The sequence below is a fragment of the Pseudomonas sp. c313 genome, from assembly GCF_055407145.1.
The window spans coordinates 653,222-674,360 of sequence record NZ_JBUZRD010000001.1 but is presented as its reverse complement, the minus strand read 5'-3'; the positions used below and the strand labels follow the sequence as shown (position 1 = coordinate 674,360).

Genomic DNA, 21,139 nt, shown 5'->3' with positions numbered 1-21,139 from the left:
TCAGCGCAACTTCTTGATGCGTTCGCTTGGGCTGATCACGTCCGTCAGGCGGATGCCGAACTTTTCGTTGACCACCACCACTTCGCCATGGGCGATCAGCGTGCCGTTGACCAGCACATCCAGCGGCTCGCCGGCCAGGCGGTCGAGTTCGATCACCGAACCCTGGTTGAGTTGCAGCAGGTTGCGGATGTTGATTTCGGTGCTGCCCACTTCCATGGAAATCGACACCGGGATATCGAGGATCACGTCCAGGTTCGGACCGTCCAGGGTCACCGGCTCGTGGTTCTTCGGCACGCTGCCGAACTCTTCCAGGGGCAGGCGATTGCCCGCCGGTGCGGTGGCGGCATCGGCGGCCAGCAGCGCGTCGATATCGTCCTGGCCGACATCACCGGTTTCTTCCAGGGCCGCTGCCCATTCGTCAGCCAGGGCCTGGTCTTCGGCGGAAGTGTTCTCGTGTTCGGTAGCCATTACATGTCCTCGGCGAAGCAAACATTCATAAATTAGGGTGGATCAGCGACGGTTGATCGGTTCGATCACTTGCAACGCCAGGTTGCCCTTGTGGGAACCGAGCTTGACCTTGAACGACGGCACGCCATTGGCGCGCATGATCAATTCTTCCGGCAGCTCGACGGGAATCACATCCCCCGGCTGCATGTGCAAAATGTCCCGCAGGCGCAACTGACGTCGGGCTACCGTAGCGCTTAACGGCACGTCGACGTCCAGCAGGTCTTCGCGCAGGGCCTTGACCCAGCGTTCGTCCTGGTCGTCCAGGTCGGACTGGAAACCGGCGTCGAGCATTTCCCGTACCGGCTCGATCATCGAGTACGGCATGGTCACGTGCAGGTCGCCGCCACCGCCATCGAGTTCGATGTGGAAGGTGGAAACCACAATGGCTTCGCTGGGGCCGACGATGTTGGCCATGGCCGGGTTCACTTCCGAGTTGATGTACTCGAAATTGACTTCCATGATCGCCTGCCAGGCTTCTTTCAAATCGATGAAAGCCTGCTCCAGCACCATGCGCACCACCCGCAATTCGGTGGGGGTGAATTCGCGGCCTTCGATCTTGGCGTGACGGCCGTCGCCACCGAAGAAGTTATCCACCAGCTTGAATACCAGCTTGGCGTCGAGGATAAACAGCGCGGTACCGCGCAACGGCTTGATCTTCACCAGGTTGAGGCTGGTGGGCACGTACAGCGAGTGCACGTATTCGCCGAACTTCATCACCTGCACGCCGCCCACCGCCACGTCCGCCGAGCGGCGCAACATGTTGAACATGCTGATACGAGTGTAACGGGCGAAACGTTCGTTGATCATTTCCAGGGTCGGCATGCGTCCACGGACGATGCGATCCTGGCTGGTCAGGTCGTAGCTTTTGACGCTGCCGGGTTCGGCAACCATTTCGGTCTGTACCAGACCGTCGTCGACGCCGTGGAGCAACGCATCGATTTCATCCTGGGACAGCAGGTCCTGCACGGCCATGTCGTGATCCTACTGCAATACGAAATTAGTGAAGAGCAACTGCTCGACCACGACTTTGCCGATTTCCTTCTGAGCCACTTCCTGCACGCTGGCAGTCGCTTTCTGGCGCAACATCTCCTGGCCCACCGGAGTGGTCAGGCTGTCGAAGCTCTGTGCGGAGAACAGCATCACCAGGTTATTACGGATAACCGGCATGTGCACTTTGAGGGCATCCAGGTCCGCCTGGTTACGCGCCAGCAGGGTAATGCTCACCTGCAAGTAGCGTTGACGGCCGTTCTGGTTGAAGTTGGCGACAAAGGCCGGGAGCATCTGCTCGAAGATTGCCGGTTGCTTGACGTTGCTGTTGGCCTCGACGACAGGCGCCGGTTTGCTCTGGGCGCTGTGCATGAAGTACCAGGTCGCGCCCACCGACAAGCCGATCGCCAGGAACAAGGCCAGGACAATCAGCAGGATAAGCTTGAGCTTGCCCTTGCCTGCCGGTGCGGGTGCTGCTGTTGCTGCGTCGTCAGTCTTCGCCATGCCAATAATCCGTCACTATTCGGGTTTTCACAGATCTACGGCAAGGCAAGAGCAAGTGTTATGCCAGAGTTGTCTGATCAAACTGAAGAGTGTGGGTACGGGCTTATTGTGGCGAGCGGGCTCGCCACAGAGGAAGCTTTTCCAGCCAGATCAGGCGTAGTAATCCACGGCACTGGAGCCGATCACTGTACGGACAGCCGGCGCGGCGACTTCGGCCACGTCACCAGCCCCGCCCCCCTCACGCCCATCACCGCGCTCGCCGCTGCCACTGACGCCACGGCTCTGGTTCTGCTGTTGCTCCTGACCCTGTCCCTGCCAACCGCGAGACTGGTCGGAAACATTGACGTCCACTTGGCCCATACCCTGTTGGGCGAACATTTCCCGCAGCCGCCCCGACTGGCTTTCCAGGGCTTCACGCACCACCGCATGACTGCTCATGAAGTTGACCTGGGCCTGCTGGTCCGCCGTGATGTTCACGCGAATATCCAGGCGACCCAGTTCCGCTGGTTGCAGCTGAATTTCTGCCGACTTGAGGTTGGCGCTGGACAGGTACATGACCCGGTTCACCACTTCCTCGGTCCAGCCGCCCTGGTGCATAGCCAACGGCTGATTGTTGAGGGGCAAGGCATTGGCGGTTTTCGGCGTCGCTGCCTGGGTCAATGCCGCCAGGCGATTGGCGAAGTCGTCGACACGGGTGTCACTGCTGGCGTTCTTAAGGTCTTTGAGGCCGTCTTCGATCAAGCCACTGAAAGCCTTGTCACCGCCCTGGTCAGTGCTGTCCTTGGCCGCCTGTTGATCCACCATGGCCGCCAGGCCGTTGGCGAAACTTTGTGCGGCGGTGGGCTCAGCCTGGGTTGGAGCGGTTTTTTGTGAGGCCTGGCTGCTGGCCGAGACGTGCCCACCCTGCTCCATCGCCAGGCGTACGGCCGGCAATGCATCCAGTGGATCCGCTTCTGGATCGAAGGCCGACTTGACCTCTTCAGTGGCAACCGGCAGCGCAACAACGGCAACCGGCGTGGCAGCGTCGTCCACAGGTACTGGAGCGGGAAGCGGCACTGGCGTGACTGCGGCCGTCAGCGCCGGGTCAACAACCGGGTCGACCGGTGGCTGCTGAACCAGCGCAGGGTCCTTGGTCGTATCGTCATCAGTGCTGGCCGCTGCGTCGGTCTTGCTCGGCGAGCCAGGCAAGTTCTTGCCGCTATCGGCAACCGCTGGAGTGCCAGCGGCAGGCTTGTCATTACTGGAATCTTTCTTGGCGCTGGTGTCGGCAGGCTTGTCGCGGCTTGGTTTGGGCGCCATGTCCGTGGACTTGGTCGGCATCACCTGCGACTCCTTGGCGTACACCTGAGCGAAGCCCGGCCCCTTGGCACGCGGGTCCGCGACCACTGCCGGAGCATTGGCGGAGGAAGCTTTAGGCTTGACCGCAGGGGCAGCCTGAAGGAGCGAGTTCGGGGCGAGAGGCATAAGTGAGTCTCCACTGCACAGGGTCGAGGGCGCAGTAAGAAGAGGTAGAGCAAGAGTCGGGCCAGGTTTATGGAAGGCTTCGACTCTCGCGGGGATCAAAGCTGGAAGCGCTGGCGCTCGTGCTCATACAACGGCCGTATAAAGGCAAACTCATGATCAATCTCGTCCACCAGCGCCCCCAGGCCAACCTGCGCCTGCTTCGCCGATTCGTCTTCCAATCGCCGACACAGTTCCGCCAGGCGCAAAGCCCCGAGGTTGCCACTGCTGCCCTTGAAACTATGGGCAATCTTGCCCAAGGTGTTGGCATCATTGCGAGCATCACGCAGCGCTTGCACGCGTTTTTGCGAGTCATCCAGAAACGTATCCAGCAGTTTCGGATACTCGCCTTCCATTACGTCCTGCAAGCCCATCAACACATCAGGGTCCAAATGAATCTCTGCCACTTGTTCGCTCCTTGATCAAGAATCGGCGCGATTATGCCAGAGCCTCCCAGGAAAACTCTACGCAGACACTGCGCCCACCGTCCGACCAGCGTACATCGCTACTGAGCTGGCGGACCAGGCTCAGGCCGCGTCCGGACAGACGGTCGACGTCCAGCGGCCGCGCCAGCACCTGCTCCACGTCAAAGCCTGGCCCACTGTCGTCGATACGCAGGGTCAGGCAACCACCCACCGGCGTCGGCACCACGTTGACATGCACTCGCACAAAGCCGCTGTCCAACTGTCCCAGGCGCTCATTGCGCTGGCGGTAATAGTTGGCGAAACCCTGGGCGTCACGCTTGAGGCGCGAGTCCAGGCCCAGCACGCCGTGCTCCAGAGCGTTGGAATACAGCTCGGCCATTACGCTGTACAGCGCCCCGCTCTGCCCCCGCAAGCCGTGGATTTCCAGCAACAACTGCAGCAAGTACGGCAACGGGTTGTAACGCTTGAGGGTCTCGGCGCGAAACTCGAAGCTCACCGACCAATCCAGCGGGCACGACTGACCGCTGTCGGAGTAGACCATGGCCGGCGACCGCAGAGGCTGGTCGGGCAGCAGGCTGACTTCCACCATGCTGATGTCGTCCCGCACCTGGCCGCGAAAGCCGGCGAGCGCCCGTTCGATTTCTTCGAACAGCTGTTCAGGCTGGCGATTGGCAGCAAACACCTGCAGTAACCGCCCGGCACCAAACAACTGTTCATTGGCGTCCGCGGTATCGAGCACACCATCGGACAACAAGAAGACCCGGTCGCCCAACGCCATCGGCCAGACGTCGGTGCGATCACTAAAGGACTCGGCCGCCAACACCCCCAAGGGTAAATGCCGCGACACCAGCGGCGTGCGCCGGCCGCTGGCGACCTCATGCACATAGCCGTCGGGCATGCCGCCGTTCCATACTTCCACCATCCGGCGCTGGGCGCTCAGGCACAACAACGTCGCGCAGCAGAACATATCCACCGGCAGGATACGTTTGAGCTTGGCGTTCATTTCCCGCAGGGTTTGCGCCAGGCCGTAGCCCTTGGCGGTCATGCCGTAGAACACTTCTGCGAGCGGCATCGCGCCGATAGCTGCAGGAAGGCCATGGCCGGTAAAGTCGCCCAGCAAAACGTGCATATCGCCAGAGGGCGTATAGGCCGCCAGCAACAGGTCACCGTTGAACAAGGCATAGGGTGATTGCAGATAACGAATATTCGACGCTGCATTGAGGCAGCCGGAATGGGCAACCTTGTCGAACACTGCCTTGGCCGCCCGCTGCTCATGGAGCAGGTAGTCGTTGTGCCGGGCGATCAGGTCGCGCTGCTGCAACACCGTGGCCTGCAAGCGGCGCAGACGATCCATGGCGTTGATCTTCGCCGCCAGGATCACTTGGCTGTAAGGCTTGGCCAGGAAGTCGTCACCACCGGCGTCCAGGCACCGGGCCAGGGCTTCGTTCTCGCGCAGGGAGGTGAGGAAGATAATCGGCACCAGCGCCTCCCCCGCCAGGTGCTTGATCTGCCGGGCAGCCTCAAAGCCGTCCATCACCGGCATCAGCGCGTCCATCAATACTAATTGCGGGCGCTCGCGAGCGAACACCTCCACGGCTTCCTGACCATTGCTGGCAGTCAGCACCAAATGGCCCTGGCGGCGGACGATGGTCGACAGCAACAGACGATCGGCGGCGCTGTCTTCGGCGATCAGGACGGTCAGGGCTTCGAGCACCGGGGCCAAGGTGCTCAACTGATGTCGAACAGTTTGTCGAAGTTGGAGATGGCGAGAATTTTACGTACGTCGGAGCTGCTATTGATTACACGCACGTCAGGCTCCCGGCCCTGGCCATCGGCGTAGTCGCGCAGCAGCAGAAGCATGCCCAGCGCAGAGCTGTCGAGGTAGGTGGCTTCCTTCAAGTCCACGACGTAAGTCTCGGGCTTCTTGACGAGGCGTTCGTAGGAATCGCGAAACTCTTGATGTTTGCCGAAATCGAATCGCCCCTTGATCGAAATCGTCACCTTTTGCCCGTCTGCGGATACTTCTGTAGCAACTGACATACAACTGCTTCCTTGTCATTGGCAATGTGCAACAAGGTTTAGCAGGTGAAGAGGGGGTGGGCAACTGCGCCTATGGCAACACACTGAAAAAGATGCAGGAACAGCTGCTATCAGTATTGGTCTTGGCGCGGCAAGCGCTGGGACAATTCATCCAGCAACTTCTGCTCGCGCTTGTCTTCCAGGGTGCGGGCTTCTTCGATGTAGCGCCGCACCAGCTTGCGCAGGCCTTCGACCCGGGCATAGGCCTGTTGCCAGCCTTCGCGGGCCTTGTCGAGGTTGTTCTGGTGCCAGGCCAGGCTTTGGCGCTGCTGGCCGACAGCCGTCTCCAGCTGGTTGAGGAAGTGCTGGTAATTCATCAGCCACTGCCCGGAAACGCCGTGGCTGCCGCGGTCGATCCATTGCTGCTGGTATTCGCCGCGAAAGCGCTCCAGGTCGCCCAGCTTGCTTTCCGCCAGGCGCACCTGGCCCTGGAAATGCCCCAACCGTTGGACGGCGGTGCGTTCGGCGCTTTCGGCCATCTCCACCACTGGCGCCAGGCGGGCTGCGCGACTTGTGGCCACGGCTTAACCGCCGGGCGCAGGTGCGAACACCGACGCCAGGTGCCCTTCGCTCTCGGCCATGCTGATGTTGTCGTTGAGGCCCTGGCGCAGGTAGGTGACCAACTGCGGTTGCAGGGCAATCGCCAGGTCAGTCTCACGATCACCGCCGGGCACGTAGGCGCCAACGCTGATCAGGTCGCGACTCTGCTGATAGCGCGACCACAATTGCTTGAACTGCTGGGCGCGGGCCATGTGTTCAGGGCTGACCACCGACGGCATCACCCGACTGATGGACGCTTCGATGTCGATAGCCGGGTAGTGTCCTTCCTCGGCCAAGCGCCGGGACAACACGATGTGGCCGTCGAGCACGCCCCGGGCCGAGTCGGCTATTGGGTCCTGCTGGTCATCGCCTTCGGACAGCACCGTGTAGAACGCCGTGATCGAACCACCACCGGCCTCGGCATTACCGGCGCGCTCCACCAGCTTGGGCAGCTTGGCGAATACCGACGGCGGATAACCCTTGGTGGCCGGCGGTTCGCCGATGGCCAGGGCGATTTCCCGCTGGGCCTGGGCGAAACGCGTGAGGGAGTCCATCAGTAACAGGACATTCTTGCCCTTGTCGCGAAAATATTCGGCAATACGCGTGCAGTACATCGCTGCGCGCAAGCGCATCAGCGGCGCATCATCCGCCGGCGAAGCAACCACCACGGAGCGCTTGAGGCCTTCCTCGCCGAGAATGTGTTCGATGAATTCCTTGACCTCGCGGCCCCGCTCGCCGATCAGCCCGACCACGATAATGTCCGCCTCGGTAAAGCGAGTCATCATGCCCAGCAGCACACTCTTGCCCACGCCGGTACCGGCGAACAGGCCCAGGCGCTGGCCGCGGCCCACCGTCAATAAACCGTTGATGCAGCGAATGCCCACGTCCAGCGGCTGGCTGATGGGGTTGCGCTTGAGGGGGTTGATGGTGGGGCCGTCCATCGGCACCCAGTCTTCGGCTTTCATCCCGCCCTTGCCGTCTAGGGCGCGCCCGGCGCCGTCGAGTACCCGGCCAAGCATGCTCATGCCCATGGGCAAGCGGCCGGTGTCGGCCAATGGCACGACCCGCGCACCGGGAGCGATACCGGCGAGACTGCCAACGGGCATCAGGAAAATCTTGTTGCCGGAGAAGCCCATCACTTCCGCTTCGACCTGCACCGGGTGATAGCTGTCGTCGTTGATCACCATGCAGCGGCTGCCCATGGCAGCGCGCAGGCCTTCGGCTTCCAGGGTCAGGCCGACCATGCGCAGCAGCCGACCTTCGAGGATTGGCTGGCCCGGCAATTCGGCGACTTCGGCATAGCCGCCCAGGCGCTTGGCGAAGCTGGTGCGATCAAGGCGCATCAGGAGCGTCCAGGTCGTCGCTTAATTCAAGATGCAGATCAGCTGCTGCCGGGTGCAGTGCCTGCTCGTGCAACTGGTCAAAAAGTTTGGCCATGATCTGGCTGATGCGCGTCTCGACGGTAGCATCGATACGACTGTGTTCGGTCTCGACCCGGCAACCGCCCGGCTGCAGCGCGGCATCTTCAACGATACGCCAGGTTTCCTCATGGCGTTCGCGCAGGCCTTTGACCTGCTCGAAATCCTGGGGGTTGATGTACAGGCGCACATTGCCCACGCCCAACGGCAGCAGCTTGAGGGCTTCGCGCATGACGCTTTCGATCTGGGTCGAGTCCATCTTCAGCTCGCGCTGGATCACCTGGCGAGTGATGTGTTCCACCAGGCCGACCATGGCCTTTTCGATCTGCGAATCCTGGTCGGCGATGGGTGCAAACAAGTTGCCCATCAACCGCTCCAGACTGACCAGCTTGGCGCTCAGGGCCGCGTCAGCTTCCTGGCGGACCTTGAGAGTGGCGCTATGGAAGCCTTCTTTCTCGCCGGTGGCAAAGCCTTCGTTGTAAGCCTCCTGACGGATGCTTTCCAGCTCTTCCAGAGTCAGTGGCTGGACTTCGTCCAGGGGCACTTCTTCCATTTCCACCGGGGTTTCTTCAACAGGTTCCGGCTCGGGCTCGGGCCGGTGCGGGTCGAAGCTGGGCAGCGACCAGACGTCGAACCCGCCGACGTCACGGGCGCGAATCAAATCGCTGGGCGTCTCATCTTTGTTCGACATGTGCGGCGCCTTAAATCATTTCTTCGCCGCCCTTCCCGCCGAGAACGATTTCTCCGGCTTCGGCCATACGGCGGGCAATGGTGAGGATTTCCTTCTGCGCGGTTTCCACATCGCTGACGCGTACCGGGCCCTTGGCCTCCAGGTCGTCGCGCAACAGTTCGGATGCCCGCTTGGACATGTTCTTGAAGATCTTTTCCTTGACGCCCTCATCCGAGCCTTTAAGGGCAAGTACCAGCACATCGGAGGAGACTTCGCGCAGCAGCGCCTGGATGCCACGGTCGTCGACATCCGACAGGTTGTTGAAGACGAACATAAGGTCTTCGATCTGCACGGACAGGGTGTCGTCGATCTCACGGATCGAGTCCATCAACTGGCCCTCGATGGAGCTGTCGAGGAAGTTCATGATGTCCGCCGCACGCTTGATGCCACCCAGGGTGGTGCGCGAGGCGTTGGAGTTGCCCGAGAATTGCTTCTCAAGAATGGTGTTCAGTTCTTTCAAGGCCGCCGGTTGCACAGTGTTCAACGACGAGACCCGCAGGATGATGTCCAGGCGCACCTTGTGGTCGAAATGACCAAGCACTTCGCCAGCCTGGTCCGGGTCCAGGTACGCCACGACAATGGCCTGGATCTGCGGGTGTTCGTAGCGGATCACGTCCGCCACGGCACGGGGTTCCATCCATTTCAGGCTGTCGAGGCCGCTGGTGTTGCCGCCCAGCAGGATGCGGTCGATCAGGCCGTTGGCCTTGTCCTCGCCGAGGGCGGAGGTGAGCATCTTGCGAATGTAGCTGTCGGAACCGACGCCCAGGCTGGTCTGGTCGCCGACGATCTCGACGAACTCGCTCATCACCTGTTCGACCTGCTCGCGGTGCACATTGCGCATTTGCGCCATGGCCACACCAACACGCTGAACCTCTTTGGGGCCCATGTGGCGCAGCACTTGGGCGGCGTCGGTTTCCCCCAGGGACAGCAGCAGCACGGCGGCTTTGTCGACCTTGGAGAGTTTGGCTACAGCAGCTCGACTATCACTCATCTGCGTTGATCCACTCTTTCACGACCTGGGCCACACGACCCGGATCTTCTGCCACCAAACTCTTGATTGCGTTCAACTGTGCGTCATAGCCTTCGCTCGGGCTAGGCAGCAAGATGCTTTGTGGGCCGCCGAGGCTGACACGGTCGTTGGCCAGTTCGCCATCCAGGCCGCCCATGCCACCCAACTCGACATCGCTGCCGCCAAAGGGTGCCAGTTGCTTCTTGCCGTGGCCGGTGATGTTGTTAAGCACCGGGCGCAGCACGCCGAACACCAGCACCAGGATGAACAGCACACCCAGCACTTGTTTGACGATATCCCAGAACCATGGCATCGAGTAGAACGGGGTCTCAGCGATCACCTCACCGCGCTCCAGGGAGAACGGCATGTTGATCACGCTGACGCTGTCGCCACGGCTGGCATCAAAGCCCACGGCGTCCTGCACCAGGCGGGTGAAGCGCGCCAATTCGTCGGCGCTCCACGGTGCGCGGCTGGTTTCGCCGTTGGCGGCGTTGATCTTGACCTGATCATCCACCACCACCGACACCGACAGGCGATTCAAGCGGCCTTGTTGCTGCTTGGTGTGGCTGATGGAACGGTCCAGCTCGAAGTTCTTGGTGGACTGTTGACGTTTGTCCGCAGGGTACGGCGCAAGCATCGGCTGGCCGGTGGCTGGGTCCATAATCTGCTGGCCGTTGGCGTCGAGCAGCGGCTGGCCGGGCTGGATCGCGGCAGCGGTAGCCGCAGCACCACCTGTGGTTTGCGGGGCCGAAGCCGGGGCTGGCGGCTGATTGCTCAGGGCGCCGGGCACGCCTTGCGGGCCACTGCTGGCGGTGCGTTGTTCGCTGGTCGATTGCTCACTGCGCAGCGCCGGCTGGTCCGGATTGAACTGCTCGGACGTCGACTCGATCGCGCTGAAGTCCACGTCGGCAGACACTTCAGCCTTGTAGCGATCATTGCCCAGTACCGGTTGCAGGATGTTATGCACCCGCTGGGTCAGCATGCTTTCCATACGACGGCTGTAGTCGAACTGCTTGCCGGCCATGGTCAGTGCGGAGTTTTCCGCCTGGTCGGAGAGCAGGTTGCCCTTCTGGTCGACCACGGTGATTTGCGACTTGCTCAACTCGGGAACGCTGGTGGCCACCAGGTTGATGATCGCCAGGACCTGGCCAGGCTCAAGGGAGCGGCCGGAAAACAGCTCAACCAAGACCGAGGCGCTGGGTTTGCGTTCATCGCGCACAAACACCGAGCTTTTCGGAATCGCCAGGTGCACGCGGGCACCCTTGACGTTATTCAGGCTGGAGATAGTGCGTGCCAGTTCGCCTTCCAGGCCACGACGGTAGCGGGTGGCTTCCATAAACTGGCTGGTACCCAGGCCCTGGTCCTTGTCGAGGATTTCAAAACCGATATTGCCGTCGGTGGGGGTGACACCGGCTGCCGCCAGTTTCATCCGCGCACGGGATACGTCATCGGCCTTTACCAGCAACGCGCCGGAATTGGGCTCGACGGTGTAGGCGATGTCGGCGGTGGCCAGGGTTTCCATGATCTGCTTGGCGTCCATACCCGCCAGGCTGCCGTAGAGCGGCCGGTAATCGGGTTGCTGGGACCACAGCACCACGGCAAAACCAATCGCCACGCTGGCAGCCAGGCCGACCATCAGGCCTACCTGACGCAACATGGTCATCTCGGAAAGGTTTTCCAGGAACGACAGGCCAAACAGCGGCGGTTTGCCATCTGTCTTAGCGGGTGCGTTATCCACGACTGCTTCTGCCATGACTCAAATCGTCCTTAAACCGGCATCTGCATGATGTCTTGATAGGCCTGAACCAGCTTGTTGCGCACCTGGGTCAAGGCCTGGAAGGAAACGCTGGCCTTTTGCGAGGCGATCATCACGTCGGTCAGGTCCACGCCGCTCTTGCCGATCTCGAAGGCAGTCGCCAATTGGCTGGAAGCCTGCTGGGTATCGCTGACCTTGTTGATGGCTTGACCAAGCATGTCGGCAAAGTTGCTCTTGCCCAATTCCGGCACTTGCGTGACGGATTTCGAGCTAGCCATGGCATCCATTTGCATGGAGCGCATATCCAACATCAACCGATTGAACTCAACACCTTGGCTCATGAACTTCTCTCTCCGACGACCCGCAATTTTTTGACACTACGTCTGCGGTTAATAGGGTGGTAGCAACAAGGGTGCCAGCTCCGTGGCTGCTTGTAAGAAAAGGCGACTGATCCTGTCACCCCTAAGGTTTTCACGTGGGAAATTTTCAGGTGGCGAAAAGGTAGGCTTCCACGTCCATCCCGGCATCGCGCATTTGCGCCAGCTTGTAGCGCAAGGTCCGCGGGCTGATGCCCAGCCGCTCGGCAGCCTCTTTGCGACGGCCGCGCTCGGAGCGCAGGGTGTCGATGATCATCTGGAATTCGCGGCGGCGCAGGTCGTCGCCCAATGCGCCAGCCGCTTCGGCGGGAGCGGCTTCAACCTGCGGGGCAGCCAGGCTGGGTAGCGGCGCAGCGCCGCTGCTGCTGTTACCCAACACCAGGCAAAAGTCCTGAGGCTGGATCAAGCCACCCTGCTGCAAAATCAACGCACGCTGGATCGCATTGTCCAGCTCGCGCACATTGCCTGGCCACGGATAGCTGATCAGGCACGCCTGGGCGTCGGCCGATAACCGCGCCTGGGCATGCTTCATTTTATTGACGTACTTGCTCAGCAGGCGCTCGGCCAGCGGGATGATATCCGCCGGGCGCTCACGCAAAGGGCGCCAGGCCAGAGGGAACACCGAGAGCCGGTAGAACAAGTCTTCACGGAAGCGCCCCGCCGCCACTTCACCCGCCAGGTCACGGTTGGTGGTGGCGACCACGCGGATATCCAGCTGAATCGGCTTGCGTGCGCCGACCCTCTCCACTTCGCGTTCCTGCAGCACCCGCAGCAACTTGGCTTGCAGGCCCAGGGGCATTTCCGAAATTTCATCGAGCAGGATGGTGCCGCCGTCGGCCTGTTCAAACTTGCCGGCTTGCGCAGCGATAGCACCGGTGAAGGAACCTTTTTCATGGCCGAACAAGGTGGCTTCGAGCATGTTGTCGGGGATCGCCGCGCAGTTGATGGCGATAAACGGCTGGCTGGCGCGGTGGGATTGCTGGTGGATATAACGCGCCAGCACTTCTTTGCCAGTGCCGGACTCGCCAGAGATCAGCACCGTGGAATCACTGCGTGCCACACGGGCCGCCAGCTCCAGCAATTGAGCACTGGCCGGTTCAAAGGCAATCGGGCCTTCGCCATCGGCGGCACCGAGAGTGCCAAGGGCGTGACGGGCGACCAGTTCGATCAAGGCCTTGGGCTCGAAGGGTTTTACCAGATAGTCCGCCGCGCCCTGACGCATGGCCTCCACAGCGCGCTCGACGGCGCCGTGGGCGGTCATCAGCAGCACCGGCAATTGCGGCTGGCGGGCGCGCAACAGGCCGAGCAGCTGGTGGCCATCCATGCCCGGCATGTTGACGTCACTAACCACCAGGCTAAAGGATTCGTGCTCTACAGCCTCCAAGGCCTCCTCGGCAGAACCGACCGCCCGGTAGTCATGGCCCGCCAACAGCAGCGTGTCAGCCAATGCTTCACGCAAGGCGCGATCGTCTTCAACCAATAAAACCTTGATAGCCATTACCTTTACTCCGCGCTTGGCGCGCTTGAAAACAGCGGTAGCGTCATCAGCGCACAGGTGCCGCGACCCAACCGGGAACGCAACTGCAATTCTCCCTGATGTGCCCGCGCCACTGCCTTGACCACGGTCAGGCCCAGGCCGGTCCCGTTGGTTTTAGTGGTAAAAAAGGGTTCGCCCAGGCGCTGCAACACCAGCGGCTCGATCCCGCTGCCGCTGTCGCTGATGCACAGCCGCAGGGTATCGGCGCGGGTGTACAGGTGCACCTTGAGCTGCGCACCGGGGCCGCTGGCCTGGGTCGCGTTTTCAATCAAGTTGAGCAGCGCACCCACCAGCGTGTCGCGATTGCACAGCAACTCCCCCAGATGGCTGTCGCACTGCCAACGTACCGACACGTCTTGAATATGGGTGGCCGCAGCGGCTTGCAGGGACTGCATCAGCGCCGACGGCGTGACGCGGTCGGTCAGCGGCAACTCGCCGCGGGCAAACACCAGCATGTCGCGCACCTGGTGCTCAAGCTCGTGCAGACGCTCCTTGAGCCGGCCGGCAAAACGCTGATGAGTGGCCGCCGGCAATTGCTCGTCAGTCAAATGACTGGCGTAGATCAGCGCGGCCGACAGCGGGGTACGAATCTGATGCGCCAGAGAAGCGACCATGCGCCCCAGGGACGACAGGCGTTCATGGCGCGCCAGTTGATCCTGTAGGTGACGGGTTTCAGTCAGGTCGTTGAGCAAGACCAATTGGCCGGGCTCGGCGTCCAGGGAACGGGTGGCGATGGACAGCCGACGACCGTCCTTGAGGGAGATTTCGTGACCGTCGTCTTCGCGTGGCGCAAAGCAGCGGGCAATGACATGGCGCCACAACTCGCCTTCCAGTGGCAAGCCCAGCAAGTCGCAGGCCGCCGGGTTGGCTTCGCGCACGCGGCCCTGATCGTCGATGACGATAACGCCACCGGGCAACAGGTCGAGGAGGTTTTGCAGACGGTTGGCCAAGCGTTCTTTCTCGGCCAGCTCTGCCATGCGCTGGGCACTGACCACCGCCAACTCGCCTTTGAGCTCAGAAACCCGGGCTTCCAGCAGGCTGTAGGAATCGGTCAACTGACTGGACATCTGACTGAACAGCGAGAACGCCTGCTCAAGCCCAAGCCGGCTGATCTGCTCTACGGAAGGCCCCTGAGTGTCAGGGACTGAAGATAGTTGGGCGACGTGGGGCATCGTGCTCTCTCGCTTGGCTGACCGTCAGTTAAACGGAACGTTGCGAGAGCTGTAGCAATACCCGTGCCTAAAAAAAACTACCTATATATCAGTGAGTTGAAAAACAGGCGTCAATCATCCGCCTGTTCATCACCTTCACGACGGCTCATGCCGTACTTGCGCATCTTCTCCACCAGGGTGGTACGACGGATGCGCAGACGCTCGGCGGCACGGGCAACGATGCCATTGGCGTCGTCCAGAGCCTGCTGGATCAGCCCTTGTTCCAGGCTGCCGAGGTAGTCCTTCAAGTCCAGGCCTTCGGGCGGCAGCATGGCAGTGGCGCCGAAGTCCGGGGTGTGGCCGTTGATGGCCACCCGTTCTTCCAGGTCACTGCGCAGGCTGTCCACCAGTTGCTCGTCTTCGTCGTCGACGTAGCGAAATTTCTTCGGCAACTCGACCACGCCAATGACCCCGTACGGGTGCATGATCGCCATGCGCTCCACCAGGTTGGCCAACTCGCGGACGTTGCCCGGCCAGCCGTGACGGCACAGGGACATGATCGCCGCCGAGTTGAAACGGATTGAGCCGCGCTTTTCGTGCTCCATGCGCGAGATCAGCTCGTTCATCAACAACGGGATGTCTTCCACGCGCTCACGCAGGGGTGCCATCTCGATGGGGAATACGTTGAGGCGGTAGTACAGGTCTTCGCGGAAGCTGCCGACCTCGATCATGCTTTCGAGGTTCTTGTGGGTCGCGGCGATGATGCGCACGTCGGCACTCTGGGTCTTGTTGCTGCCCACGCGCTCGAAGGTGCGCTCTTGCAGGACTCGCAACAGCTTGACCTGCATCGGCAGCGGCATGTCGCCGATTTCGTCAAGAAACAGGGTGCCACCATTGGCCAGCTCAAAACGCCCGGCACGGCTGGTGATCGCCCCGGTAAAGGCGCCCTTTTCGTGGCCGAACAGTTCGCTTTCCAGCAACTCTGCAGGAATCGCCCCACAGTTGACCGGCACAAAAGGCCCGTCGCGGCGCTTGGAATGGTAATGCAGGTTTCGCGCGACCACTTCCTTGCCAGTGCCCGACTCGCCGAGGATCAGTACGCTGGCATCGGTATCAGCCACTTGCTGCATCATCTGGCGCACGTGCTGGATGGCGCGGCTGGTGCCGACGAGACTGCGGAACAGGTTGGGTTCGCGGTGACGTCCGCGCTCGCGGGCCTGGTCGTACATCTCGCGATAGACCTGGGCACGGTGCAGGGAGTCGAGCAATTTGCTGTAGCTGGGGGGCATTTCCAGGGTGGAAAGGACGCGGCGGCGCTGGTCTTCCGGAAGCTCGACAGAAGAAATATCGCCCATTAGCAACACTGGAAGGAACTCATCCCAGGTTGAGAGTGTCTTTAACAAGCCCAGAACTGCGCCAGGAGCGTTTACCGTCCCGATCAGCACACAGATGACTTCACGGCTCGACGACAAAGAGCTGACCGCCTGCTGCCAATCGTGGCTGCCGCAGGGCAGATTTTCTTCGCCAAGAAAATTCAAGATCACCGCCAGATCGCGGCGGCGAACGCTATCGTCATCGATCAGCAGAATTTTGGTTTCACGCCACATGCAATAACAACTTCCCTAGTAAAACTCTAATGCCCTCGATTCGGGGCAATCTAGATAGCTGTAGGCATTTTCTGCGCTACGGCCACCTGACGTCTGAAAATAGCACTAGTTAAGTCAAAAAAATGTGCACAGTCAAATTTATGACGCGCCCGTTCGGATTAACTGAGCCAGATCAGCCGAACAGATGGTAAACCTTTGACGCACTCTTCGCTCGATTGATCTGCGACATCTCTTCGAAAATCGCCTGGCGCTCCCCGGTCGTCACCTCAAGCAACTGCTGGTAAACCACCAACAGGCTCTCCAGCTTTTCCCGCAGGGCATCCTCGTCGACCGGCGCCTCGCTGAGCACATCGTCAATCACGTTACGGCAGCCCAGGTCCAGTTCGCCGATGGCGTCCCAGTTACGTTCTGCCAACGCGCCGATCAAGGCTTCGCGGGTTTCATCAATGCGTTGCAGTGCATGGCTCATGACGTGTCCCTCAAGGCCTCAGGCCTTATTGTGTTGCGATGGCATCCCAGCCTTCTTTTACGGTAATCAGCAGACGAGCGACTTCGTCGATCAAGTCAGCATCATTCACACGATTGGCTTCCACCAGGCGGTTACTCATGTAGCCATACAGGGCGTCCAACTGATGCACCGCTGCCGGATCTTCAGCCTTTTCCGGCTCCAGGCCGTCGCGCAGACCGGTGATGATTTCAATCGCCTTGCCCAGCATTAGCCCTTTTTGTGCGATATCACCACGACTCAACGCGCCCTTGGCTTGAGCCATACGATCGAGACCACCTTCCATCAGCATCTGCACCAGACGGTGCGGGCTGGCTTCGGAGACCTGAGCGTGGGAATTGACCTTCTGGTATTGGCGAAGGGCTCTCATAGGGTTCATGTTGCTACCTCAGTTACAGGCCACAGTCGAATAGGTTTGCTTAACCAGTTTTTCGACCGCACCGCAAAAAACTTTAATCCAGACTTCAAGACCCGGACCACCGGCACATGCTTTTTCGGGGCGTTGAACGCCCCTAAAAATCAGCTCGACTTCGGATTGTTCAGCGAGTTAAGGGTGGTCATGATGCTGGAGCTGCTGGCGTTGATCTGCGCGATCATGGTGTCCATCGCCGTGTACTTGGCGGTCAGGGACTTCTGCAAGGCCTCCATGCGCCGATCCAGGTCGGCCTTCTGGGTGGTCAGGTCGGTCAACTTGGTGTTGAGGTCCGTCGCCCGCGTGGCCAGCGTCCCGGTGGTGCCTACATAACTCGCGGTCGCCTTGTTCATGCGGGTGACCAGACCGGTGTCGCCGGTGAACAGCTTGGCGATGTCGCCGGCGCCCTTGACCACCGCCTTGTCCCACGCCTTGTCTTCCAGGCTCAGCAGCCCGGTTTTCTGGTCAGTGGTGATGCCCATCTGGGCCAGACTGGTCATGCTGCCAGCACCCGAACCGTTGACCAGCTCACTGCGCAGGCTGGCAACCAGCTGACGCATCGACGCATCGCCGGTCAAGGCGCCCGCCGTGGTGGTGGAGGCATCGCCCGTGGCGGTGACCTTGGTCTGGGTGTTGATGGAGGTCATCAGCGCGTTGTAAGCGGTGACGAACGACTGCACCGAGGTCTTCAGCGTGTCGGTGTTGCTGGCCACGGTGATGGTGATCGACTTGGTGCTGTCAGCTGCCACCAAATCCAGGGTCACGCCACTGATGGCGGATGTCACCTTGTTGCTGGTGGACTCCATCGCGATGTCGTCGATGGTGTACTTGGCGTTCTGCGCCGGCTTACCCGCGTCATAACCGGTGGCCAGGTCCGAGTCACCGCTAAGGGTGATGTCGGTGCCTACGCCACTGGTGTTGGAGCCGATGACCAGACGCGCACCATTGGCGTCACTCAGCACGTTGGCACTGATGCCCTGGGCGGAAAGCTGGGTATTGATGGATTCGCGCAGCTGCTGCAGCGTCGCACCACCCGGAACCAGCACGTCGTAACTTTTGCCCGACTGGGTAATGGTCAGCGTCTGGGTTTCATCGCTGGCATTGGCCTTGCCCGAAGCACCACCCTCGATCATCTTGCTGGTGACTTTCGAAGAGGTTGCCAGATCCGTGACCTTCACGGTGTATTTACCGCTGGACGCGCCGTCACCCAGGGTGACCTTGACGTTTTTTTCTTCAGAGGTAGTAGCAGCCAGCCCGTTGAACGAGGCCACGTTGTTCAACTTGGTGATCGCCGCCTGGTAAGCTTCCAACGCCGTTTTCACCGAGCCTACAGCCGACAGCTTGACGGTCGTGTCTTTTTGCTGAGCGGTGATCTGGGCCAGCTTGGGCGCCTGTTCAGCACCCACCAACGCCTTGACGATGGCTTGCGTGTCGTAGCCCGAGCCTGGGCCGGAAATCGTTGAACTAGCCATTTGCTATTCTCCTTGTCCTGCGGCTGCCGCTTTATTGGCGCACTAACGCCCAAGCAGCAATCAGAAACATGTTTCGTGCCAACTCAAGCCTTTGCTTCAAACAGCAGGCTGCTGGCATCGCTCAGGTTCTGCGCCAGCTTCAGCGCGGTCTCCGATGGAATCTGTCGAATCACTTCACCGCTGTCGGTGGCGATAACTTTGACGACCACTTTGCCGGTGGTGTCATCGATGGAGAAGTCCAGGTTACGTTGGGTTGCCTGCACAAACTCACGAATATCGGTTACAGCCTTTTCCAGTGCCATGCGCTGCGGCTCCTCGGCGGAGGCCGGCTCCGTCTCAACCGCAGGCTTGGCCTGAGCAGTAGAGGCATTATTGGCCTGATTGGCCTGGGTTGCGCCAGCCGGGTAAGTCGCGTTCAGCTTGATGCTCATGTCCATTTCATCACCTCCAAACTGAAAAAACGAAAGGGCACGTATACGCGCCCTTCCGTTATTTAACCGCTAGCCGATATTACTGAAGCAGCTTCAGAACAGCGGATGGCAGTTGGTTGGCCTGGGACAGGATCGCGGTGGAAGCCTGTTGCAGGGTTTGTTGCTTGGTCAGTTCAGCGGCTTCGGAAGCGAAGTCAGCGTCTTCTACACGGCCTTTGGCGGCAGTGGAGTTCTGCGAAATGCTCTGCAGGTTAGCCACGGTGCTGGCAAAACGGTTTTGCACCGCACCCAGCTGCGAACGCTGGCTGTCGATCTGCTGCATGGCGTCGTCCAGAGCCTGGATGGCTTGCTGGGAAGAAGCTGCGGACAGGATGTTCAGGTCGGAAACGCTGGTTTCCATGGTGACGGCAGTTTTGGTGCCGGCATCGGAAACGGTTTTCAGACCCAGTGCGACCAGACCAGTACCGGCGCTGCCGTCCTTGATGGTGATGTCTTTGTCAGCAAACAGATTCAGGGTGCCATCAGCGTTTTTGGTGGCGTTTACACCGGTGCTGGCGCTGTTGATCGAAGCAACGATTGCGTCAGCGGTGTCACCTTTCTTGAACTTGACTTCAACGCCATTCACATCAATGGAGGTGTCAGCGGTCAGCTTGGCTTGAGTAGTGCCAGCCGACAGGCCCAACAGCGACAGAGAACCGCTTGTGGTGTTAGACAGCTTGATGTCTGCACCGTCACCCGAGGTCAACTTGACTCGACCTTCAGTGAAGGTGGCCGAGGCACCAGCGGCAGTGCCGCCAGCAGCGGCAGTCAGGGCAGTGAGAACGCCCGCCATGGGAGCGTTTTTAGCCCACTTTACCTCAGTACCATTCACAGAGATGGAACCGGCAGCGGTCAAATTGCTGGTAGTGGCAATGTTAGCTGCAGGAGTGAGTTTGAGGCTGGCCAAGCCATCAGTGCTGGCAAGGACTTCAGGGGGGCCTGCGCTGTAAGCTACAACAGCACCAGCTTCAAGCTTGATAGCTTTGGTGGATGTCAGTGTCAGGATGCCAGTAGCGTCGGCACTGGCAGTAACACCGGTAGTAGCTGTCTGTTTGTTGATAGCCTCAACTGCAGCCGCACCCTTGTCAGAACCGTCGCCAACACCGAGGGTGATTGTTGTGCCATTTATTTTGAAATTATCGCTAGCCACAGTGGCGCCGGCAGCAGCGGTACCTGTCGTAGTGGCTTTATCAATGAGTACCGAGCCAGTAGCAGTAGCAGCCAGGCCTTTCAGCGCGGTGCTGTCAACGCTAGCTTCTTTGTAGTTGCCTTTCAGGGCAGTAGAGCTGATGTCGGTCATGCCGAACGAGATAGTTTCGTTAGCGTTGGCGCCGATCTGGAATGCTACGTTGCTGAACGAACCGTCGAGCAGGTTACGACCACCGAAGGTGGTGGTGCTGGCGATACGGTTCAGCTCACCCACTTTAGCGGTGAATTCTTGTTGCAGGGAAACACGGTCAGCGTCGCTTTTATCACCGTTGGCTGCTTGCAGGGCGAGTTCACGCAGACGCTGCAAGGTGTTGGTGGATTCTTGCATCGCGCCTTCAGCAGTCTGGGCGATGGAAACACCGTTGTTGGCGTTGGCGATGGCAACGTTCAGGCCTTTGACCTGGTTGTTCAGACGGTTAGCGATCTGCATGCCGGCAGCGTCGTCTTTGGCGCTGTTGATTTTCAGGCCGGAAGACAGACGGTTCATCGACTGGCTCAAAGCGTCGGATGCTTTGTTCAGGTTCTTCTGGACGCCCAGGGAAGTGATGTTGGTGTTTACGGACATTGCCATGACGAAATCCTCGTGAGTTGGATACTGCGGCTTCCGGCCCTGGCAACCGCCGGGTGTGGCCTAGAGAACCTTCGTAATAGTTATCGTCGTGAATGCAGGTTGCTTGAGGTTTTTTTTGAAATTTTTTACTAGCCCCGTGCCACTCCTTGCAATTCAAGGCCTTACAGAGGCGCGAATTGCCAGCAATCACGGGTTACTGGCGTCAGAACTCCGCCCCAAGACACGCCGTCAATTATTGTAGGAGCGAGCTTGCTCGCGAAAAACCTGAGGGCGCCGCGCGCATTCTGAATGCCCGCGTCATTGTTAACGTTTTTCGCGAGCAAGCTCGCTCCAGGTGTGCACAAAAAAACGCCCAGGCTCTTTCGAGCCTGGG

21 protein-coding genes and 1 pseudogene are annotated in these 21,139 nt (G+C 60.2%); all 22 read right to left on the bottom strand.

Going from position 1 to position 21,139, the window contains the following annotated elements; translation table 11 throughout:
• Complete coding sequence (fliN, locus tag ACZRKZ_RS03295; RefSeq protein ID WP_133099140.1) at positions 1–468, bottom strand: flagellar motor switch protein FliN; 468 nt, start codon at positions 466–468, stop codon at positions 1–3.
• A gap of 42 nt (positions 469–510) precedes the next feature.
• Positions 511–1,479, bottom strand: coding sequence for a flagellar motor switch protein FliM (gene fliM, locus ACZRKZ_RS03290; protein WP_463980697.1), 969 nt, complete (start codon positions 1,477–1,479; stop codon positions 511–513).
• Positions 1,480–1,488: 9 nt separating this feature from the next.
• Positions 1,489–1,998 carry a flagellar basal body-associated protein FliL gene (fliL, locus tag ACZRKZ_RS03285; protein ID WP_463969624.1) on the bottom strand — a complete coding sequence of 170 codons (510 nt, stop codon included), beginning with the start codon at positions 1,996–1,998 and terminating at the stop codon, positions 1,489–1,491.
• Positions 1,999–2,148: 150 nt separating this feature from the next.
• Positions 2,149–3,462 carry a flagellar hook-length control protein FliK gene (locus ACZRKZ_RS03280; protein ID WP_463980696.1) on the bottom strand — a complete coding sequence of 438 codons (1,314 nt, stop codon included), beginning with the start codon at positions 3,460–3,462 and terminating at the stop codon, positions 2,149–2,151.
• 95 nt (positions 3,463–3,557) lie between these two features.
• Complete coding sequence (locus ACZRKZ_RS03275; RefSeq protein ID WP_463969622.1) at positions 3,558–3,905, bottom strand: Hpt domain-containing protein; 348 nt, start codon at positions 3,903–3,905, stop codon at positions 3,558–3,560.
• 31 nt (positions 3,906–3,936) lie between these two features.
• Entirely contained in the window at positions 3,937–5,655 is a 1,719-nt protein-coding gene (locus ACZRKZ_RS03270; RefSeq protein WP_463980695.1) for an ATP-binding SpoIIE family protein phosphatase, read from the bottom strand.
• Positions 5,652–5,963 carry an STAS domain-containing protein gene (locus ACZRKZ_RS03265; RefSeq protein ID WP_463969620.1) on the bottom strand — a complete coding sequence of 104 codons (312 nt, stop codon included), beginning with the start codon at positions 5,961–5,963 and terminating at the stop codon, positions 5,652–5,654. Before ACZRKZ_RS03265 ends, ACZRKZ_RS03270 begins: the two co-directional genes overlap by 4 nt.
• A 110-nt stretch (positions 5,964–6,073) precedes the next feature.
• A complete protein-coding gene (gene fliJ / locus ACZRKZ_RS03260) occupies positions 6,074–6,523 on the bottom strand; it encodes a flagellar export protein FliJ (protein ID WP_463980694.1) in 450 nt (149 codons plus the stop codon).
• Positions 6,524–6,526: 3 nt separating this feature from the next.
• Complete coding sequence (gene fliI / locus ACZRKZ_RS03255; RefSeq protein ID WP_463969618.1) at positions 6,527–7,885, bottom strand: flagellar protein export ATPase FliI; 1,359 nt, start codon at positions 7,883–7,885, stop codon at positions 6,527–6,529.
• A complete protein-coding gene (gene fliH / locus ACZRKZ_RS03250; RefSeq protein ID WP_463980693.1) occupies positions 7,875–8,651 on the bottom strand; it encodes a flagellar assembly protein FliH in 777 nt (258 codons plus the stop codon). Before fliH ends, fliI begins: the two co-directional genes overlap by 11 nt.
• A 10-nt stretch (positions 8,652–8,661) precedes the next feature.
• Positions 8,662–9,681, bottom strand: coding sequence for a flagellar motor switch protein FliG (gene fliG, locus ACZRKZ_RS03245; protein WP_133099149.1), 1,020 nt, complete (start codon positions 9,679–9,681; stop codon positions 8,662–8,664).
• A complete protein-coding gene (fliF, locus tag ACZRKZ_RS03240; protein WP_463969615.1) occupies positions 9,674–11,452 on the bottom strand; it encodes a flagellar basal-body MS-ring/collar protein FliF in 1,779 nt (592 codons plus the stop codon). Before fliF ends, fliG begins: the two co-directional genes overlap by 8 nt.
• Before the next feature lie 14 nt (positions 11,453–11,466).
• Positions 11,467–11,796: a flagellar hook-basal body complex protein FliE gene (gene fliE / locus ACZRKZ_RS03235; RefSeq protein ID WP_133099151.1), complete on the bottom strand. Its 330-nt coding sequence runs from the start codon at positions 11,794–11,796 to the stop codon at positions 11,467–11,469.
• A gap of 145 nt (positions 11,797–11,941) precedes the next feature.
• Entirely contained in the window at positions 11,942–13,330 is a 1,389-nt protein-coding gene (locus ACZRKZ_RS03230; RefSeq protein ID WP_463980692.1) for a sigma-54-dependent transcriptional regulator, read from the bottom strand.
• Positions 13,331–13,335: 5 nt separating this feature from the next.
• On the bottom strand, positions 13,336–14,541 hold the full coding sequence (locus ACZRKZ_RS03225) for a sensor histidine kinase (RefSeq protein ID WP_463980691.1): 1,206 nt from the start codon (positions 14,539–14,541) through the stop codon (positions 13,336–13,338).
• Between the two features lie 110 nt (positions 14,542–14,651).
• Entirely contained in the window at positions 14,652–16,127 is a 1,476-nt protein-coding gene (locus ACZRKZ_RS03220) for a sigma 54-interacting transcriptional regulator (protein WP_133099154.1), read from the bottom strand.
• 172 nt (positions 16,128–16,299) lie between these two features.
• Complete coding sequence (gene fliT / locus ACZRKZ_RS03215; protein ID WP_463980690.1) at positions 16,300–16,596, bottom strand: flagellar protein FliT; 297 nt, start codon at positions 16,594–16,596, stop codon at positions 16,300–16,302.
• 25 nt (positions 16,597–16,621) lie between these two features.
• Complete coding sequence (gene fliS, locus ACZRKZ_RS03210; RefSeq protein ID WP_133099156.1) at positions 16,622–17,011, bottom strand: flagellar export chaperone FliS; 390 nt, start codon at positions 17,009–17,011, stop codon at positions 16,622–16,624.
• Positions 17,012–17,151: 140 nt separating this feature from the next.
• Positions 17,152–18,516, bottom strand: coding sequence for a flagellar filament capping protein FliD (gene fliD / locus ACZRKZ_RS03205; protein WP_463980689.1), 1,365 nt, complete (start codon positions 18,514–18,516; stop codon positions 17,152–17,154).
• An 83-nt stretch (positions 18,517–18,599) separates the two neighbouring features.
• Positions 18,600–18,953: a flagellar protein FlaG gene (locus ACZRKZ_RS03200; protein ID WP_463980688.1), complete on the bottom strand. Its 354-nt coding sequence runs from the start codon at positions 18,951–18,953 to the stop codon at positions 18,600–18,602.
• A gap of 73 nt (positions 18,954–19,026) precedes the next feature.
• Positions 19,027–20,766 (bottom strand): flagellin N-terminal helical domain-containing protein, encoded by a 1,740-nt coding sequence (locus tag ACZRKZ_RS03195; RefSeq protein ID WP_463980687.1) that lies wholly within the window; start codon positions 20,764–20,766, stop codon positions 19,027–19,029.
• Positions 20,767–20,999: 233 nt separating this feature from the next.
• A pseudogene (locus tag ACZRKZ_RS03190) lies at positions 21,000–21,122 on the bottom strand (outer membrane lipoprotein carrier protein LolA); the annotation flags it as partial.
• Between the last annotated feature and the right edge of the window lie 17 nt (positions 21,123–21,139).

Excerpts from the sequence above, each read along its gene's own strand:
- fliN (WP_133099140.1), bottom strand. The coding sequence starts at position 468 with ATGGCTACCGAACACGAGAACACTTCCGCCGAAGACCAGGCCCTGGCT.
- fliM (WP_463980697.1), bottom strand. The coding sequence starts at position 1,479 with ATGGCCGTGCAGGACCTGCTGTCCCAGGATGAAATCGATGCGTTGCTC.
- fliL (WP_463969624.1), bottom strand. The coding sequence starts at position 1,998 with ATGGCGAAGACTGACGACGCAGCAACAGCAGCACCCGCACCGGCAGGC.
- ACZRKZ_RS03280 (WP_463980696.1), bottom strand. The coding sequence starts at position 3,462 with ATGCCTCTCGCCCCGAACTCGCTCCTTCAGGCTGCCCCTGCGGTCAAG.
- ACZRKZ_RS03265 (WP_463969620.1), bottom strand. The coding sequence starts at position 5,963 with ATGTCAGTTGCTACAGAAGTATCCGCAGACGGGCAAAAGGTGACGATT.
- fliI (WP_463969618.1), bottom strand. The coding sequence starts at position 7,885 with ATGCGCCTTGATCGCACCAGCTTCGCCAAGCGCCTGGGCGGCTATGCC.
- fliH (WP_463980693.1), bottom strand. The coding sequence starts at position 8,651 with ATGTCGAACAAAGATGAGACGCCCAGCGATTTGATTCGCGCCCGTGAC.
- fliG (WP_133099149.1), bottom strand. The coding sequence starts at position 9,681 with ATGAGTGATAGTCGAGCTGCTGTAGCCAAACTCTCCAAGGTCGACAAA.
- fliF (WP_463969615.1), bottom strand. The coding sequence starts at position 11,452 with ATGGCAGAAGCAGTCGTGGATAACGCACCCGCTAAGACAGATGGCAAA.
- fliE (WP_133099151.1), bottom strand. The coding sequence starts at position 11,796 with ATGAGCCAAGGTGTTGAGTTCAATCGGTTGATGTTGGATATGCGCTCC.
- ACZRKZ_RS03230 (WP_463980692.1), bottom strand. The coding sequence starts at position 13,330 with ATGGCTATCAAGGTTTTATTGGTTGAAGACGATCGCGCCTTGCGTGAA.
- ACZRKZ_RS03225 (WP_463980691.1), bottom strand. The coding sequence starts at position 14,541 with ATGCCCCACGTCGCCCAACTATCTTCAGTCCCTGACACTCAGGGGCCT.
- ACZRKZ_RS03220 (WP_133099154.1), bottom strand. The coding sequence starts at position 16,127 with ATGTGGCGTGAAACCAAAATTCTGCTGATCGATGACGATAGCGTTCGC.
- fliT (WP_463980690.1), bottom strand. The coding sequence starts at position 16,596 with ATGAGCCATGCACTGCAACGCATTGATGAAACCCGCGAAGCCTTGATC.
- fliS (WP_133099156.1), bottom strand. The coding sequence starts at position 17,011 with ATGAACCCTATGAGAGCCCTTCGCCAATACCAGAAGGTCAATTCCCAC.
- fliD (WP_463980689.1), bottom strand. The coding sequence starts at position 18,516 with ATGGCTAGTTCAACGATTTCCGGCCCAGGCTCGGGCTACGACACGCAA.
- ACZRKZ_RS03200 (WP_463980688.1), bottom strand. The coding sequence starts at position 18,953 with ATGGACATGAGCATCAAGCTGAACGCGACTTACCCGGCTGGCGCAACC.
- ACZRKZ_RS03195 (WP_463980687.1), bottom strand. The coding sequence starts at position 20,766 with ATGGCAATGTCCGTAAACACCAACATCACTTCCCTGGGCGTCCAGAAG.